This window comes from Rhodobaculum claviforme, assembly GCF_016653255.1.
Classification (GTDB): Bacteria; Pseudomonadota; Alphaproteobacteria; order Rhodobacterales; family Rhodobacteraceae; genus Rhodobaculum; species Rhodobaculum claviforme.
Window position 1 is genome coordinate 1 of record NZ_NHSD01000123.1, and the last position, 14,025, is coordinate 14,025.

Annotated in this window: 11 protein-coding genes, 1 pseudogene and 3 riboswitches; of the genes and pseudogenes, 2 read left to right on the top strand and 10 right to left on the bottom strand. The window is 72.9% G+C overall.

The genetic code is table 11. From position 1 onward, the window contains the following. From CCR87_RS03285 to gcvT, 9 genes and pseudogenes are all read right to left on the bottom strand, one after another. Window positions 1-249: pseudogene (locus CCR87_RS03285) on the bottom strand (energy transducer TonB); the annotation flags it as partial. Continuing rightward, a complete protein-coding gene (locus CCR87_RS03290; protein WP_242511829.1) occupies window positions 246-578 on the bottom strand; it encodes an ExbD/TolR family protein in 333 nt (110 codons plus the stop codon). The gene CCR87_RS03290 and the pseudogene CCR87_RS03285, both read right to left, overlap by 4 nt. Window positions 579-628: 50 nt before the next feature. Further along, window positions 629-1,120: an ExbD/TolR family protein gene (locus CCR87_RS03295; RefSeq protein WP_338048865.1), complete on the bottom strand. Its 492-nt coding sequence runs from the start codon at window positions 1,118-1,120 to the stop codon at window positions 629-631. Continuing rightward, window positions 1,117-1,758 carry a MotA/TolQ/ExbB proton channel family protein gene (locus tag CCR87_RS03300; protein WP_201156127.1) on the bottom strand — a complete coding sequence of 214 codons (642 nt, stop codon included), beginning with the start codon at window positions 1,756-1,758 and terminating at the stop codon, window positions 1,117-1,119. Before CCR87_RS03300 ends, CCR87_RS03295 begins: the two co-directional genes overlap by 4 nt. Next, window positions 1,755-2,537, bottom strand: a complete 783-nt coding sequence (locus CCR87_RS03305) for a cobalamin-binding protein (protein ID WP_201156129.1) — start codon at window positions 2,535-2,537, stop codon at window positions 1,755-1,757. The genes CCR87_RS03300 and CCR87_RS03305 overlap by 4 nt, the downstream gene beginning before the upstream one ends. 212 nt (window positions 2,538-2,749) lie before the next feature. Further along, a riboswitch (cobalamin riboswitch) is annotated at window positions 2,750-2,944 on the bottom strand. A gap of 29 nt (window positions 2,945-2,973) precedes the next feature. Further along, window positions 2,974-6,639, bottom strand: coding sequence for a PAS-domain containing protein (locus tag CCR87_RS03310; RefSeq protein WP_201156131.1), 3,666 nt, complete (start codon window positions 6,637-6,639; stop codon window positions 2,974-2,976). Between the two features lie 109 nt (window positions 6,640-6,748). After that, window positions 6,749-9,598, bottom strand: coding sequence for an aminomethyl-transferring glycine dehydrogenase (gcvP, locus tag CCR87_RS03315; RefSeq protein ID WP_201156134.1), 2,850 nt, complete (start codon window positions 9,596-9,598; stop codon window positions 6,749-6,751). A gap of 89 nt (window positions 9,599-9,687) precedes the next feature. Then, window positions 9,688-10,047, bottom strand: coding sequence for a glycine cleavage system protein GcvH (gcvH, locus tag CCR87_RS03320; protein ID WP_201156135.1), 360 nt, complete (start codon window positions 10,045-10,047; stop codon window positions 9,688-9,690). Window positions 10,048-10,090: 43 nt separating this feature from the next. Then, entirely contained in the window at window positions 10,091-11,206 is a 1,116-nt protein-coding gene (gcvT, locus tag CCR87_RS03325; RefSeq protein ID WP_201156137.1) for a glycine cleavage system aminomethyltransferase GcvT, read from the bottom strand. 68 nt (window positions 11,207-11,274) lie between these two features. Then, window positions 11,275-11,348: riboswitch (glycine riboswitch) on the bottom strand. Between the two features lies 1 nt (window position 11,349). Then, window positions 11,350-11,438: riboswitch (glycine riboswitch) on the bottom strand. 75 nt (window positions 11,439-11,513) lie between these two features. Between gcvT and CCR87_RS03330 the strand changes: the two genes are divergently transcribed. Next, complete coding sequence (locus CCR87_RS03330) at window positions 11,514-12,074, top strand: gamma-glutamylcyclotransferase (RefSeq protein ID WP_201156139.1); 561 nt, start codon at window positions 11,514-11,516, stop codon at window positions 12,072-12,074. Between the two features lie 71 nt (window positions 12,075-12,145). Then, window positions 12,146-13,438 carry a dipeptidase gene (locus CCR87_RS03335; protein WP_201156141.1) on the top strand — a complete coding sequence of 431 codons (1,293 nt, stop codon included), beginning with the start codon at window positions 12,146-12,148 and terminating at the stop codon, window positions 13,436-13,438. Here CCR87_RS03335 and CCR87_RS03340 read toward each other — a convergent pair. Continuing rightward, on the bottom strand, window positions 13,439-14,025 hold a 587-nt coding region (locus CCR87_RS03340), incomplete at its 5' end, for a DUF418 domain-containing protein (protein ID WP_201156143.1). It abuts the gene before it with no gap.

Here is a 14,025-nt window from a genome sequence, read left to right on the forward strand (position 1 = left end):
TGCAGGGGGGGGCGGCACCTGCGCGACGGGTGCCGCACCGACGGGTGCCGCAGGCTCCATCACCTGCGGCGGGCGATCCCATTGCGCCACCAGCGCGGCCATGGCGGGCGCGGCACCCTGCACGGTCACCGCATCGCCGCCGCCCTGTCCCGCACCCGGCGCGGCCCCGCCCGGCAACCCCGCCCACAGGGCCACATGCAGCACCAGCGCCAGCCCACCAAAGGCCGAGGCCTCGACCAGCCCCCTCATGGTGCCGCCACCACGACCGACAGCTCGGTCACGCCCGCCGCCGCCAGCCGCCCCAGAAGCCTCGCAAACGCCGCCCCGTCCAGTCCGGCATCGGCATTCACCCGCAGCGCCGTACCGTCCGGCAACGCCGCCAGCGCGGCAAGGGCGGCCTCGGCGCGCGCATCGCCGATCATCAACGCACCGTCTGCGCCCACATGCAGCGTGACCTCGCGCCCCTCGGTCGCCGCAGCGCCCCGCGCGACCGGCGGCTGGACCTGCAACGGATCGGGCGGCGCAATGGTGGCCGTCAACATGAAGAACACCAGCAGCAGGAACACGATGTTGATCATCGGCACGATGCTGGCGGGCCGCGCCCGGCGGTCAGGGCGGGACAGGCGCATCACTCCACCACCATCACGCGCCGCAGCCCGGCCGCCTCCAGCGCCTCGATCATGGCCACAAGATCCTGCAGCACCGCGCCGTCCCGCGCCCTCAGGATCACCGGATCGTCCGGCCCCTGCACCAGCCCCCCCAGGGCCGTCAGCAGATCCGGCATCGCCATCGCCACACCATTCAGGCGCTGACCGTCGGGGCGCACCTCCACCAGGCGCGGCGGACCCGACCACTGCGCCGATCCGCCCGGCACCGCGACCGAGACCGGCAGCCGCGCCTCGATCCCGAACCGTGCCGCGAGCATGAAGAACACCAGCAACAGGAACACCACGTCGATCATCGGCGTCAGGCTGGGCCGACGCGACCGCCGCCGGGGTCCCAGATCGAACCGCGCCGTCATTGCCGCCCCCACCGGCGCCACACCCGAGGCGGGCGCCGGGCCGCCGCCGAGAGGGGGCTCGATGCCCCCCGAGGCGGCTCTGCCGGGCGCGCCGGTCATGCCGCCTCCGCCGCCATCGGCCCCCCGCGCAGGAACACCCGGGTGGCGATATCCTCCAGATCGTCCTGCAAGCGGTCGGCCACGCTCTCGAACCACACCAGCGCGACGCCGGCGGGGATCGCCACGCCCATGCCGGCCGCCGTGGTCAGCAGCGCCTCCCAGATCCCGCCCGCCAGCAGCGCGGGGTCCGCCTGGGCGCCCGCCGTCTGCAACGCCTGGAACGCCGCGATCATGCCCAGGACCGTCCCCAGCAGCCCCAGCAGCGGTGCAATGGTCGATACCAGCTCCAGCGGCCGCAGCCCAACCCGCGTCTGCGCCAGCAGCCCACGCGCCACCCGCAGCGTTTCCTCGCGCGCCGCCGGGTCGGACAGGGCGGGATCGGCCCGCGCCGCCATCGCAACCCCCGCCAGCCGCGAGCGCACATCGCCACCCAGCCGCGCCCGCGCCGCCACCGCGTCCCCCGCGACCCAGGCCGCCAGCGCCGCCTCGGCCCGCCAATGGCTCCAGGCACCCGCCAGCGCCAGTCGCCACAGCTTCCACAGGATCAGCGCCGTCGTCACCACCGACAGCCCCGCAATCACCCAGAGCACCACACCGCCACGATCGAGCGCGGCCACCAGCGCGCCCAGCCCGGTCATGCCTGCCCCCCCAGCGCCGCGCGGATCGCATCCAGCCCGTCGGTCAGCGCCGCCGGCCCCGGTTGCAGGATCAGCGGCGACTTGATCTCGTGGATGCGGCCGTCGCGCACGGCGGGCATGGCCTGCCAGCCCGGCCGGGCCGCGATCCGTTCGGGACGGACCTTCTTGCCGCACCAGGACGCGAGGATCACCTCGGGCGCGGCGGCCACCACCGCCTGCGCGCTGACGATCCGGTCCCGCGCCGCGGCTTCATGGGCCAGATCGGCAAAGACATCGCGCCCGCCCGCGATCCCGATCAGCTCCGACACCCACCCCACGCCCGAGATCAGCGGGTCGTCCCATTCCTCGAACCACACCCCCGGCCGGTGCGCCGGGGCATCGGCCGCAACCTGCTCCAGCCGCCGCTCCAGCCCGCAGGCCAGCGCCTCGGCGCGCGCGCCCGCGTCCACCAGCGCGCCCAGCGTACGGATCATCGCAAGGATCCCCGCCACATCGCGCTGGTTGAAGGCATGCACCGCCACGCCCGCACGGATCAGCCCCGCCGCGATGTCGGCCTGCAAGTCCGAGAACGTCAGCACCAGGTCCGGCGCCAGACCGAGGATCCTGGGCAGGTCGGCCGAGGTGAACGCCCCCACCCGCGGTTTCTCGCGCCGCACCCGCGCGGGCCGCACGGCATAGCCGGTCACGCCGACGATCCGCGCCTCCTCACCCAGAAGATACAGCGTCTCCACCGTCTCCTCGGTCAGACAGACGATGCGCCGGGGCGGAAAGCTGCTCATGCGGACCCCGCCGCGTCGTTGGTGTGACCGGGGTCCGGACGGCGGGCAAAAACCGGGAGCGCCACGGGGCGTCCTCCTGCCGGGTTGAGGCGCCGCAGCGGCGCCTGGCACAGGTCCATGTCCGGCGGAGGGGGCACAAACCCCCACCGCAGACGGCGAAAATCTGTCACCGCTGCGGTCAGACCGCCCCCAGAGGCGCGCCCCGCGCCCGGGAAGGGTGATCGCTCCGGCAGGTCTCCTGGCTTGCGGGTCTCGGCGGACGTCTCGCCTTCCCGATCCCGACGGGATCAGTGGCCGTTGGAGACGCCGCTCGCCGCTCACAGTTGCGGGGGCAGCCCCGGGTTCACACCGGGTTCCCTCTTGCCCCGGACGGCACCGCCGCCCGGACCGGAACACATCGCAGGGTAACGGGGTGCGGGCCGCGCCGCAACCGCCCTCAGCGGTCGGGCAGGCCCGGCAGGGCGCGCACCGCCGCAATCAGCTCGGCGCGCCGGAACGGCTTGGCCACATGGCCGTCGAACCCGGCGGCGTGGTATTCGGCGATCTGATGCGTCATCGCATTGGCCGTGATCGCCAGCGCGGGCGGCTCCGGCGCGCCATGGGTCCGGGCCGCCGCGCGGATCGCCGCCAGCGCCGCGCAGCCGTCCATTCCGGGCATCGAGATGTCCAGAAGCACCGCATCGAACCGCCCCGGTGCCCAGCCCGCCACCGCCGCCGCGCCATCGGCGACCATGCACAGCTCGGCCCCGGCCTTGCCCAGGATCAGCTCCAGCAGCAGCCGGTTGGTGACATTGTCATCGGCCACCAGCAGCCGCAGCCCCGCGAGGGCCCGCTCCGGCGCAACCGCGGGGGAGGCCGCGGGCCCAGGCGCCGACCGGCCGGTGGACACGGGCGGCCCCGCCTCCGGGGTGGTGTCGGACCCGAAGGCGTCCTGCGCCGCCTCCTGCGGCAGCGGCAGGGTGACGCGGACGGTGGTGCCGTGGCCGGGCGTGCTGTCCACGGCGACGGTGCCGCCCATCATGTCCACCAGCTTCTTGACGATCGAGGTGCCCAGCCCGGTGCCCCCGAACCGCCGCGTGGTGGTGGTGTCGGCCTGCTCGAACGGGCGGAACAGGCGGGCGATCTGCTCGGGGCCCATGCCGATGCCGGTGTCGGAGACCTCGCACACCAGCGCGCCGCCGTCGGGCGCGTGCATCCGCAGGGCGACGCGCCCCTCGGGGGTGAAGCGGATCGCGTTGGACAGAAGGTTGTGCAGGATCTGTTGCAGCCGGTGCGGATCGCCCAGACGGCGGGCGGGCGCGGGCGGGGTGCAGCCGACCGCCAGGTCCAGGCCGCGATCGCGGGCCACGGCGGCGTGCAGCGCGCTGACACGCGCCAGCAGCTCGGCCGGCGCGAAGGGCACGACCTCCAGGCTCAACTTGCCGGCCTCGATCTTGGACATGTCGAGGATGTCGTTGAGGATCGTCAGCAACCCCTGCCCCGATTCCAGGATCTGCGCGGCCATCACCCGCAGCCCCGGATCGTCCAGCCCGTCGTGCAGCAACTCCGCCATCCCCAGCACCCCGTTGAGGGGGGTGCGGATCTCGTGGCTCATGTTCGCCAGGAACTCCGACTTGGTGCGGGTGGCGGCCTCGGCCGCGAGGCGGGCCGCGGTGATGCCGGTGACGTCGCGCCCGCTGCCGCGGTACCCCTCGAAGGCCCCGTCGGGGCCGAGGATCGGCCGGCCCGAGATCTGCACCCAGGTCAGCCGCCCGTCCCCGCCCGGCACCGCATAGGTGAAATCGGTGAACGCCCGGCGCGCCGCGATCTGCGCGTTCAGCCAGGCCCAGTCGGCCGAAGCGGCGACCTCCGGCAGGTCGGCATAAAGCTCGCTCCGGGTCTTGCCGACGATGGCGGAGCGTTCCAGCCCGATGATGTGCTCCAGCCCGTGCGACTGATAGGTGTAGCGCAGGTCGGCATCCTGTTCCCACACCCAGGAGCGGCCGACCTCGGCGACCTCGCGGAAACGGCCGACGATCCGGGCCTCCTCCTCCAGGGCGTGGCGCAAGGCGTCCTCGGCGGCGAGCTGGTCGGTGATGTCGGCCACCGCGCAGACCACCACCGCGTCCATCTCAGCATCGCTCAGCGGGGCCGCGTTGACCGACAGGCAGCGCCGCCGCCCGTCCGGCCAGGCGATGGCATAGCGCACATCACGCACCGGCGCGCCCGACGCCAGCACCCGGCGAAAGGCGTTGGCGCTGCGGGGGAAGGCACCACCGTCCAGCGCCTCGGCCCGCCAGCCGATGGTGCCAAGCTCCAGCGGCAGCCGATAGCCCGGCGGCAGGTCGAGGATACGCTCGGCCTCGCGGTTGCAGAACACCACCCGGCCCGCCCCGTCCATCGCCAGGATCCCCGACACCGAGGTGTCCATCAGCCGCGCAAGCTTGGCGCGCTCCGCCTCCAGCCGGGCACCCAGGGTCTTGCGGTCGGTGATGTCGAGGAACACCCCCGCGAACAGCCGCGCCCGCCCGCGCCCGTCGCGGCGGGTGACACGGCCACGCGCCTGCACCCAGACCCAGTGCCCGGCGGCATGGCGCAGGCGGCATTCACGGTCGAATCGTTCGGCCCGGCCGGAAAGCGTCGCCAGCAGGGCGGCGCGCAGCCCGGCCTGGTCGTCGGGGTGCACGAGCCCGCGCATCGCCGCCCCGTCCAGCGCATGCGCCCCGGGACCCGCGCGGCCCAGGATCTGGCCCCAGCGGTCGTTCACGAGGATACGCCGGGTCGTGGCGGACCATTCCCAGGTGGCCACCTGCGCGCCCTCGATGATCCCCGCGAGGCGCTGTTCCGCGATCTTCAGGGCGGTGATGTCGATGCGCATGCCCACGCGGCTGCCGTCGGGCAGCGCGCGTTCGATGATGCGCACCCAGCGGCCCCCGGCCAGGCGCTGCTCACACTCGTTGTGGGGTCTGCGATGGCGGGCGACGCGGTCCGCGATCCAGCTTTCCTCGCGGCCCTGGGCATCGGTGATCTCGCCCCGCGCAACCGACAGGCGCAACAAGTCCTCGAAGCGGGCGCCGGACACCATCTTGTCGGCGGACAGGGCGTACAGCTCGCGGTAGCGCTCGTTCCACAGCACCAGCCGGTCGTCGGCGTCGAACACGACAAACGCATCGGGCAGGACCGACACCGCCGCCTCCAGCAGGGTACGGGCGTCCGAGGCCTCCTGCGCGAGGGTCTGAAGGGCGGCCTGTTCGCGGCGGCGGTGCGTGATCTCGATACGCAGGCACATGCGCCCGCCGTCGCCGGTGGGAATATCGAGGCACCGGAACCAGCGCCCGTCCGGCCAGGCGACCTCGCGCAGGCGCGGGGCGCTGCGGAACGCCGTCAGCGCGTCCTCCAGATCGGTGCCCTCGTCCGCAGCAGGCCCGTCGTCGGCGCCCCCCGGGCGGCCGCGCGCCCCGCGCAGCCGCGCGCGCAGGATATCGCGCAGCGGGGTGCCGGGGCGCAGAACCACCCCCTCGGCGGGGTGGAGGTCATGCCAGGCGGGGTTGGCCAGAACCAGCCGCTCGGCCCCGTCGAACAACGCCACCGCATCGGGCAGCGCCATCAGAGCATGCGCCAGCGGCACCCCGCCCGGAGGATCGCTGGCCAGAGGGTTTTCGGCGAGAAGGTCTCCGGGCGGCGGCTGCGCATCGCCCGGCACCGCCATGCCCCCCGCGCCGGCCATGGCACGCGCCAGAATCGACCCGACCCCGGCCGCGATCTGCGACAGGCGGGAACACAGCGCGGCGTCCGGCCGATCCGTCGCCCGGCCCCAGACAAACCGCGCCACCCCGGCGGGACGACCGGCACAGGCAAAGGGAACCTCCAGCACCACGGGCCGACCGGGGGCCGCGGCCGCACCGGCGGCCAGGGCGCGCAGGGGCTCGGGGTCCGCCCCCTCGGCCGACCACGTCAGCCAGGCCGCGCCCAGCCCCGCGCCGGGACCGACGACGAGGGCACCGAACCCCGCCACCGGCGCCAGGGCAGCCAGCAGCCGCAACGCCGCATCCGGCACCGCCGCTTCCGGCAGCTGCACCAGCGCCGCGAGGGCCGAAGGCCCCCACGGATCGCCCTCGGCCATGGCAGGCCAGGGAACTGGACGGTCTGGCAACATCTCGATCGGCACCCCCGGTGACGTCAAGATATCGCCCGAAGCACCGAAAGAAACGGTAAACCCTCCGGCCGGCGGTTCACACCGGCGCGTGGTCGGCGGCGGCTGCGTCCTCCACCGGGGGGCAGGTGCAGATCAGGTTGCGGTCGCCGTGGACGTTGTCGACGCGGCCGACGGGGGGCCAGTACTTGTCCACGCGGAACGCGCCCGGCGGGAAGCAGCCCTGTTCGCGGCTGTAGGGGCGGTCCCACTCGGCCACCAGATCCTCGACCGTGTGGGGGGCGCGGCGCAGGGGGCTGTCGGCGGCGGTGATGCGGCCCGCCTCCACGTCGGCGATTTCGGCGCGGATGGCGGCCATGGCGTCGATGAAGCGGTCGATCTCGGCCTTGGTCTCGCTTTCCGTCGGCTCGATCATCAGGGTGCCGGAGACGGGCCAGCTCATGGTCGGCGCGTGGAACCCGCAGTCGATCAGACGCTTGGCGATGTCGTCCACGGTGACGCCCGCGTCGGCGAACGGCCGGGTGTCGAGGATGCACTCATGCGCCACACGGCCGCCGCGCCCGCGATAGAGGACGGGGTAATCGCGCCCCAGCCGGCTGGCCATGTAGTTCGCCGACAGGATCGCCACGCGCGTGGCCTGCGTCAGCCCCGCGCCCCCCATCATCAGGCAATAGGCCCAGGAAATGAGCAGGATCGAGGCCGAGCCATAGGGCGTGGCGGCCACCGGCCCCTCGGTCCCGCCCGTCTCCGGGTGGCCGGGCAGGTGCGGCGCCAGATGCGCCCTGACCCCGATGGGACCCATGCCGGGGCCGCCGCCGCCATGCGGGATGGCAAAGGTCTTGTGCAGGTTCAGGTGGCTGACATCGGCCCCGAACTCGCCGGGTTTCGCCAGCCCCACCAGCGCATTGAGGTTCGCACCGTCCATGTAGACCTGACCGCCGTGTTCGTGGGTGATGGCGCAGACCTCGCGCACGCCTTCCTCGAACACGCCGTGGGTGGAGGGGTAGGTGATCATGCATGCCGCCAGCCGGTCGCCCGCGCGGGCGGCCTTGGCGCGGAAATCCTCCAGGTCGATGTCGCCGTTGGCCGCGGCCTTGACCGCCACCACCTTCAGCCCCGCCATCTGCGCCGAGGCCGGGTTGGTGCCGTGCGCCGAGGTCGGGATCAGGCAGATGTCGCGCGCGCCTTCGCCCCGCGCGCGGTGATACGCCCGGATGGTCAGAAGCCCCGCGTATTCCCCCTGCGCGCCCGAGTTGGGCTGCATCGACATGTCGTCAAAGCCGGTGATCTCGCACAGCTTGGCCTTGAGATCGGCAATCGCCTCGGCATAGCCCTCGGCCTGGTCCACCGGCACGAAGGGGTGCAGGGTGGCGAACTCGGGCCAGGTGATCGGCATCATCTCGGCCGCGGCGTTCAGCTTCATGGTGCATGATCCCAGCGGGATCATCGCGCGGTCCAGCGCCAGATCGCGATCCGACAGGCGGCGCATGTAGCGCATCATCTCGGTTTCCGCCCGGTTCATCTGGAACACCGGATGCGTGAGGTACGCGCTGGTGCGCGCCAGCGCGTCGGGAAACCCCGTGGCGCCCCGGTGCGGCGGCGCGTCGTGAATGCCAAAGGCGCGCAGCACGCGGGCCAGGACCTGTTCGTCCGTCGTCTCATCCAGGCTGATGCCGACGCGGTCGGTGCCCACGCGGCGCAGGTTGATCCCTTCGGCCCGCGCGGCGGCCAGGATGCCGGCCTGCCCCACGCCCACGCGCACGGTGATGGTGTCGAAGAACGCCGCCGGTTCGACCTCGGCCCCGGCCACGCGCAGCGCCTTGGCCAGCCGGACGGTGCGGCTGTGAACGCGCGTGGCGATGGCCCGCAGCCCGTCCGGGCCATGGAACACCGCGTACATCGACGCCATGACCGCCAGCAGCGCCTGCGCGGTGCAGACGTTGGAGGTGGCCTTCTCGCGCCGGATGTGCTGCTCGCGGGTCTGCAACGCCAGGCGATAGGCGCGGTTGCCGCGCGCGTCCACCGACACCCCCACCAGACGGCCGGGCAGCGCGCGCTTGTGCACGTCGTGGCAGGCGATGAAGGCCGCGTGCGGCCCGCCGTACCCCATCGGCACGCCGAAGCGCTGCGCACTGCCGACCGCAATGTCGGCGCCCATCGCGCCGGGTTCACGCAGCAGCGTCAGCGCCAGAAGGTCGGTCGCCACGATGGCCAGCGCGCCCGCGGCATGCAGCGCCGCGATGTCGTCGGTCAGGTCGCGCACCCCGCCATGGGTGCCGGGATACTGAAAGATCGCGGCGAACACCCGCGCAGGCTCCAGCGCCGAGGCCGGGCCGGTGATGACCTCGATCCCCAGCGGCTCGGCCCGGGTGCGCACGACGGCGATGTTCTGCGGGTGGCAGGTGTCCTCGACAAAGATGGCGGGCGCCTTGGACTTCGCCACGCGCTGCGCCATCACCATCGCCTCGGCGCAGGCGGTGGATTCATCGAGCAGCGAGGCGTTGGCGATCTCCAGCCCCGTCAGGTCGCTGACCATGGTCTGGAAGTTCAGCAGCGCCTCCAGTCGCCCTTGCGCGATTTCCGGCTGGTAGGGGGTGTAGGCGGTGTACCAGGCGGGGTTTTCCAGGATGTTGCGCTGGATCGCCGGCGGCGTGATGGTGCCATAGTACCCCTGCCCGATCAGCGAGGTCATCACCCGGTTGCGCCCCGCCACGGCCCGCATCCGGTCCAGCAACTCCCCCTCCGACAGCGGCGCCCACGCCAGCGGCGCGGCCTGCCGGATCGCCGAGGGCACGGTCTCGTCGATCAGCGCGTCCAGGCTGTCGACCCCCAGCTCGTCCAGCATGGCGGCCATTTCCTGGGGCGCCGGGCCGATGTGGCGGCGGTTGGCGAAATCATAGGGGTCGTAGTCCAGCGGCAGATCGGCCATGCGGTGCTCCTGTGGGGGGGCGGTCAGGGGGGATCGACCCCCTGACGGAAAGAATAGGGCGGTGGGTGCAGGATTCGACCGCGGGCGCCTCAGGCGATGAAGTCGGCGTACTCGTCCTCGTCCATCAGCGTATCGAGGACGGACAGATCGTCGATCTTCAGCTTGAAGAACCACGCCTCGCCGGTCGGGTCCTCGTTGACCAGGGCGGGGTTGTCCACCAGCGCCTCGTTGACCTCCACGATCTCGCCCTCCAGCGGCGCGAGGATGTCGGAGGCGGCCTTGACGCTCTCGATCACGCAGACCTCATCGCCCTTGGCGACCTGGCTCTCGATCTCGGGCAGTTCGACGAACACCACGTCGCCCAGCTGCTTGGCGGCGTATTCGGTGATGCCCACCACGATCAGGTCGCCATCCACGCGCAACCATTCGTGCTCTTCGGTGTATTTCATCTTTCCCTCGTGGTGCTGCGGCGCCCTTGTGCGCCCTGCGCGATCATTTCCGATAGCCGGGCGCCCGGAAGGGCAGCGCGGCCACCACGGCCGGCAGGCGCCGGCCGCGAACCTCACCGTAAACCCGGGTGCCGGGCACGCAAAGACGGGTCGGCATCAGACCCATCGCGACGGGCCGCTCCAGCGACGGGCCGAACCCGCCCGAGGTGACGTGGCCCATCGGCGTGGTGGCGTCCTCGCTCTCGAACAGCAGGGTCCCGGCGCGCATCGGCGCGCGGCCCTCGGGCAGCAGGCCCGCGCGGGCGCGCGCCGGGCCATGGGCCAGTTCATGCAGGATGCGCCCGGCGCCGGGAAAGCCGCCGGGGCGGGCGCCACCCGGGCGCCGCGCGCGGCCCACGGAAAACGCAAGGCCCGCCTCGATCGGCGAGACGGTGGCGTCGATGTCCTGTCCATGCAGCGGCAGGCCGGCCTCCAGCCGCAGCGAATCGCGCGCGCCAAGGCCCGCGGGCGCGACACCCGGCTGCGCCAGAAGCGCGCGGGCGAACGCCTCGGCCCGCGCCACGGGCACCGAGATCTCGTAGCCGTCCTCGCCGGTGTACCCCGAGCGGGACACCCACAGCGCCGCGCCGTCCCAGTCCAGCACCACCGCATCCATGAACCGCAGCGCCGCGGCATCCGGGATCAGGGCCGCCAGCGCGGCCTCGGCCTGCGGGCCTTGCAGCGCGATCAGCGCGCGGTCGCGCACGACCTCCAATGCGATGCCCGCGGGCAGATGGGCGCGCAGATGCGCCACATCGGCGTCGGCGTTGGCGGCGTTGACGACGAGGAACAGGTCATCGCCCCGCCGCGCCACCATCAGGTCATCGAGAACCCCGCCCGCGTCGTCGGTGAACACGGCATAGCGCTGCCGCCCGTCCGCCAGCCCCACCAGATCGGCGCCCACCAGCGCCTCCAGCGCAACTGCGGCACCGGGGCCACGCAGCATCACCTGCCCCATGTGGCTGACATCGAACAGCGCGGCGTGGGCGCGGCAGTGCAGATGCTCCTGCATCACCCCGGCGGGGTACTGCAGCGGCATCTCCCAGCCGGCGAAGGGCGTCATCTTCGCGCCCAGTTCGGCGTGCAGCGCCGCCAGCGGCAGGTGTTGAAGATCGGCCATCATGCCCTCCGTCACGCGCCGCGGGCATGCCCCGGCATCCGGCGCGGGGCCCCCTGCCCCGCACTCCCGATGCCCCCTCTGTCCTTTCGCCTGAGATCGTTATCCCTTCGGCGGGCGCTGTGGCGCCTCTCTCCAGAGTGTCTGTCCCGGACCGGTCCCTTGCGCCTGAGAGTTTACCGGGGCGGTTGCTCCTTCGGCACCGGCTTGCGCCGGTTTCTCCCGTGTCCGATGGCCCGCCATATCGTCCCCGGCGACGATCTTGCAAGGGGCCTTGCGCAGCAGCGGGGCATCGGCAACACCATGGGCCATGAGCGAGCCCTTCTTCTTCGGCTACGGCAGCCTGGTGAACCGCCGCACCCACGACTATGCCGAGGCGTATTCCGCCCGCGTGCGCGGCTGGCGGCGGGTCTGGCGCCACACCGACATGCGCGACACCGCATTCCTGAGCGTGGAGCGCGACCCCGACGCCGAGATCGAGGGGCTGATCGCCCTGGTCCCGGGCGGAGACTGGCGGGCGCTGGACGTGCGCGAATCCGGCTATGACCGCGTCGCGCTGTCCGAGGGTCTGGCGCATGGCGCGACCCGCCCGGTGGCCGCGCAGATCTATGCCATCCCGTCCGCGACCGGCGCACCCACCCTGCGCCAACCCATCCTGCTGAGCTATCTCGACGTCGTGGTGCAGGGCTTCCTGACGGAGTTCGGCGAGGCCGGGGTGGCGCGGTTCTTTGCCAGCACCCGCGGCTGGGGGCCGATCCTGGACGATCGCGCCCGGCCCCGCTACCCCCGCGCCCAGGCGCTGAGCGCGCGGGAACGCGGCCTGGTGGACGCGGCGCTCGCCCCGCTCGGGGTGCGGCGGGTGACGGGCTAGGGCACGCGGCACCCGTGTGAATCCGCCCGCAGGGGGTTCACAGCCCGCAACCCGGCCTTAGGTGTGCGGGGATGACCAGACGCGGACTTCTGATGGGCGGGGCCGGTGTGGCGGCCGGGGCGGCGCTGTGGGGCGCGCGCGGATCGGCCGTGGCGGCGGTGGACCGCAGCCTCAACCGTTTTGCCCTCGATCCGGCGGCGCCGGTGCCTGACGCCGCCGATCTTGCGGCGCACCGGGCCCTGTTCATTGCCGACATGCACGCGGACTGTCTGAAATGGGACCGCGACCTGCTGGAACGCTCGGATTACGGCCACGCCGACCTGCCGCGCCTGCACGCGGGCAACACCGCGTTGCAGGTGTTCGCGATGGTCACGCACAGCCCCGTGAACCTGCCGTGGCGCGACTGTCTGCGGGCGTCGGATCCCAACCACGCCGCGTGGCTTGCGGCGCTGCAGGGCCGCCCGGTGCGCAGCGCGCGGGGCCGGGCGTATGCGCAGATCGACATCTTCCGGGATGCCGTGGCGCGGTCCCGCGATCACCCGGGGCCGGAGTTGCGCGCGATCCTCGACGCGCCCGGCCTGATGGAGCTGATCGAGGCGCGGCGCGACGGCGCGGCCGTGATCGGCGGCCTTCTGGGGCTGGAGGGTGGCCACTGGATCGGCCAGCACAGCGAGGACGAGGCCGATGTCGCCGCCGAGATCGCAGCTCTGCGTGACGCCGGGTTGCGCGTCTTCGCCCCGGTGCACCGCTTCGACAACCCGCTGTGCGGCTCGTCCGAGGGCTGCGCGCGCTACGGGCTGACGGCGATGGGCCGGCGCGCCCTGCGCGAGGCCGAGGACGCGGGCATGGTCATCGACATGGCCCACGCCTCGGAAGACGCCATCCGCGACGCGGCGGCGTTGTTGCGCGAACCCTTCGTCGTGTCGCACACCGGCGTGCGCGCGGTGTGCGAGGCGCCCTGCCGCCCCGCGCGCAACCTGTCGCAGGACGCGTTGCGCGCGGTCCTTGATTCCGGCGGCGTGGTCGGCATCGGCTACTGGGCCCATGCGGTCGGCGAGGGGGTGGAGAACATCCCCCGCGTGATGGCGCATGTGATGGAGATGGCGGATCGCCGCGGCCTCGACCCGGCGGCGCATGTGGCGCTGGGGTCGGACTTCGACGGCTCGGTCGCGACCCAGATCACGGCCGAGGGGCTGGCGGTGGTCACGACGCTGCTGCGCCGTGCGGGCGGTGGGTTCGACGACCGCGCCATCAGCCGGATCATGGGGCGCAACGTCTGTGCGCTGCTGGCGCGGCGCCTGACGGGGGGCGGGCCGCGGATGGCCGACCGGGTGGAGGAGGTGCTGGCCGCGGGCTTTGCCTGATCAGCGGCGCAGGGGCGCGACCTGCAGCCGTGTCAGCGACCGCCACAGCCACTCCCACGGGCCGTGGCGGTATCGCGCCATCCACAGATGCGCGAACACGATCAGAACCCCGAAGATCGCGGCCGAAATCGCGATGACCGTCAGCGTGCCATGCCGCCCGATCTGGTCCAGCCCCCAGCCATAGAACACCCCCTGCCCCAGCAGGCCGCCCATCAGGTAGCCCGTCAGCGCCATCGCCCCCAGCGGCGCCAGCCAGCCGCGCACCCGCGCCCCCCTTGGCCCGTCGAGCCACAGCGCCACCAGCACCACATAGGCGATGCCCACGAATTCGTCCCCGTTCTCCAGCAGCACGCCGCCGGGGGTCAGGACGGTGCCGGTGCGCCGCGCCGCCTCCATCGCAAGGCCCACCGCCAGCAGCACCAGCGCCATGCGCCACAGCCAGTCCCGGTTCTCCGCCAGCCGCCCCGGCAGGTTCGCGCGCCCCGCCGCCAGCCCCAGCAGGAACAGCCCCGCCAGACCGGCATAACGCACCAGCCGCAGCCCCTGCGCTTCGCCCGCCGCGCCGGTGAACAGCGCCCAGTTGTGCG

Excerpts from the sequence above, each read along its gene's own strand:
- CCR87_RS03290 (WP_242511829.1), bottom strand. The coding sequence starts at position 578 with ATGATCAACATCGTGTTCCTGCTGCTGGTGTTCTTCATGTTGACGGCC.
- CCR87_RS03295 (WP_338048865.1), bottom strand. The coding sequence starts at position 1,120 with ATGACCGGCGCGCCCGGCAGAGCCGCCTCGGGGGGCATCGAGCCCCCT.
- CCR87_RS03300 (WP_201156127.1), bottom strand. The coding sequence starts at position 1,758 with ATGACCGGGCTGGGCGCGCTGGTGGCCGCGCTCGATCGTGGCGGTGTG.
- CCR87_RS03305 (WP_201156129.1), bottom strand. The coding sequence starts at position 2,537 with ATGAGCAGCTTTCCGCCCCGGCGCATCGTCTGTCTGACCGAGGAGACG.
- CCR87_RS03310 (WP_201156131.1), bottom strand. The coding sequence starts at position 6,639 with ATGGCCGAGGGCGATCCGTGGGGGCCTTCGGCCCTCGCGGCGCTGGTG.
- gcvP (WP_201156134.1), bottom strand. The coding sequence starts at position 9,598 with ATGGCCGATCTGCCGCTGGACTACGACCCCTATGATTTCGCCAACCGC.
- gcvH (WP_201156135.1), bottom strand. The coding sequence starts at position 10,047 with ATGAAATACACCGAAGAGCACGAATGGTTGCGCGTGGATGGCGACCTG.
- gcvT (WP_201156137.1), bottom strand. The coding sequence starts at position 11,206 with ATGGCCGATCTTCAACACCTGCCGCTGGCGGCGCTGCACGCCGAACTG.
- CCR87_RS03330 (WP_201156139.1), top strand. The coding sequence starts at position 11,514 with ATGAGCGAGCCCTTCTTCTTCGGCTACGGCAGCCTGGTGAACCGCCGC.
- CCR87_RS03335 (WP_201156141.1), top strand. The coding sequence starts at position 12,146 with ATGACCAGACGCGGACTTCTGATGGGCGGGGCCGGTGTGGCGGCCGGG.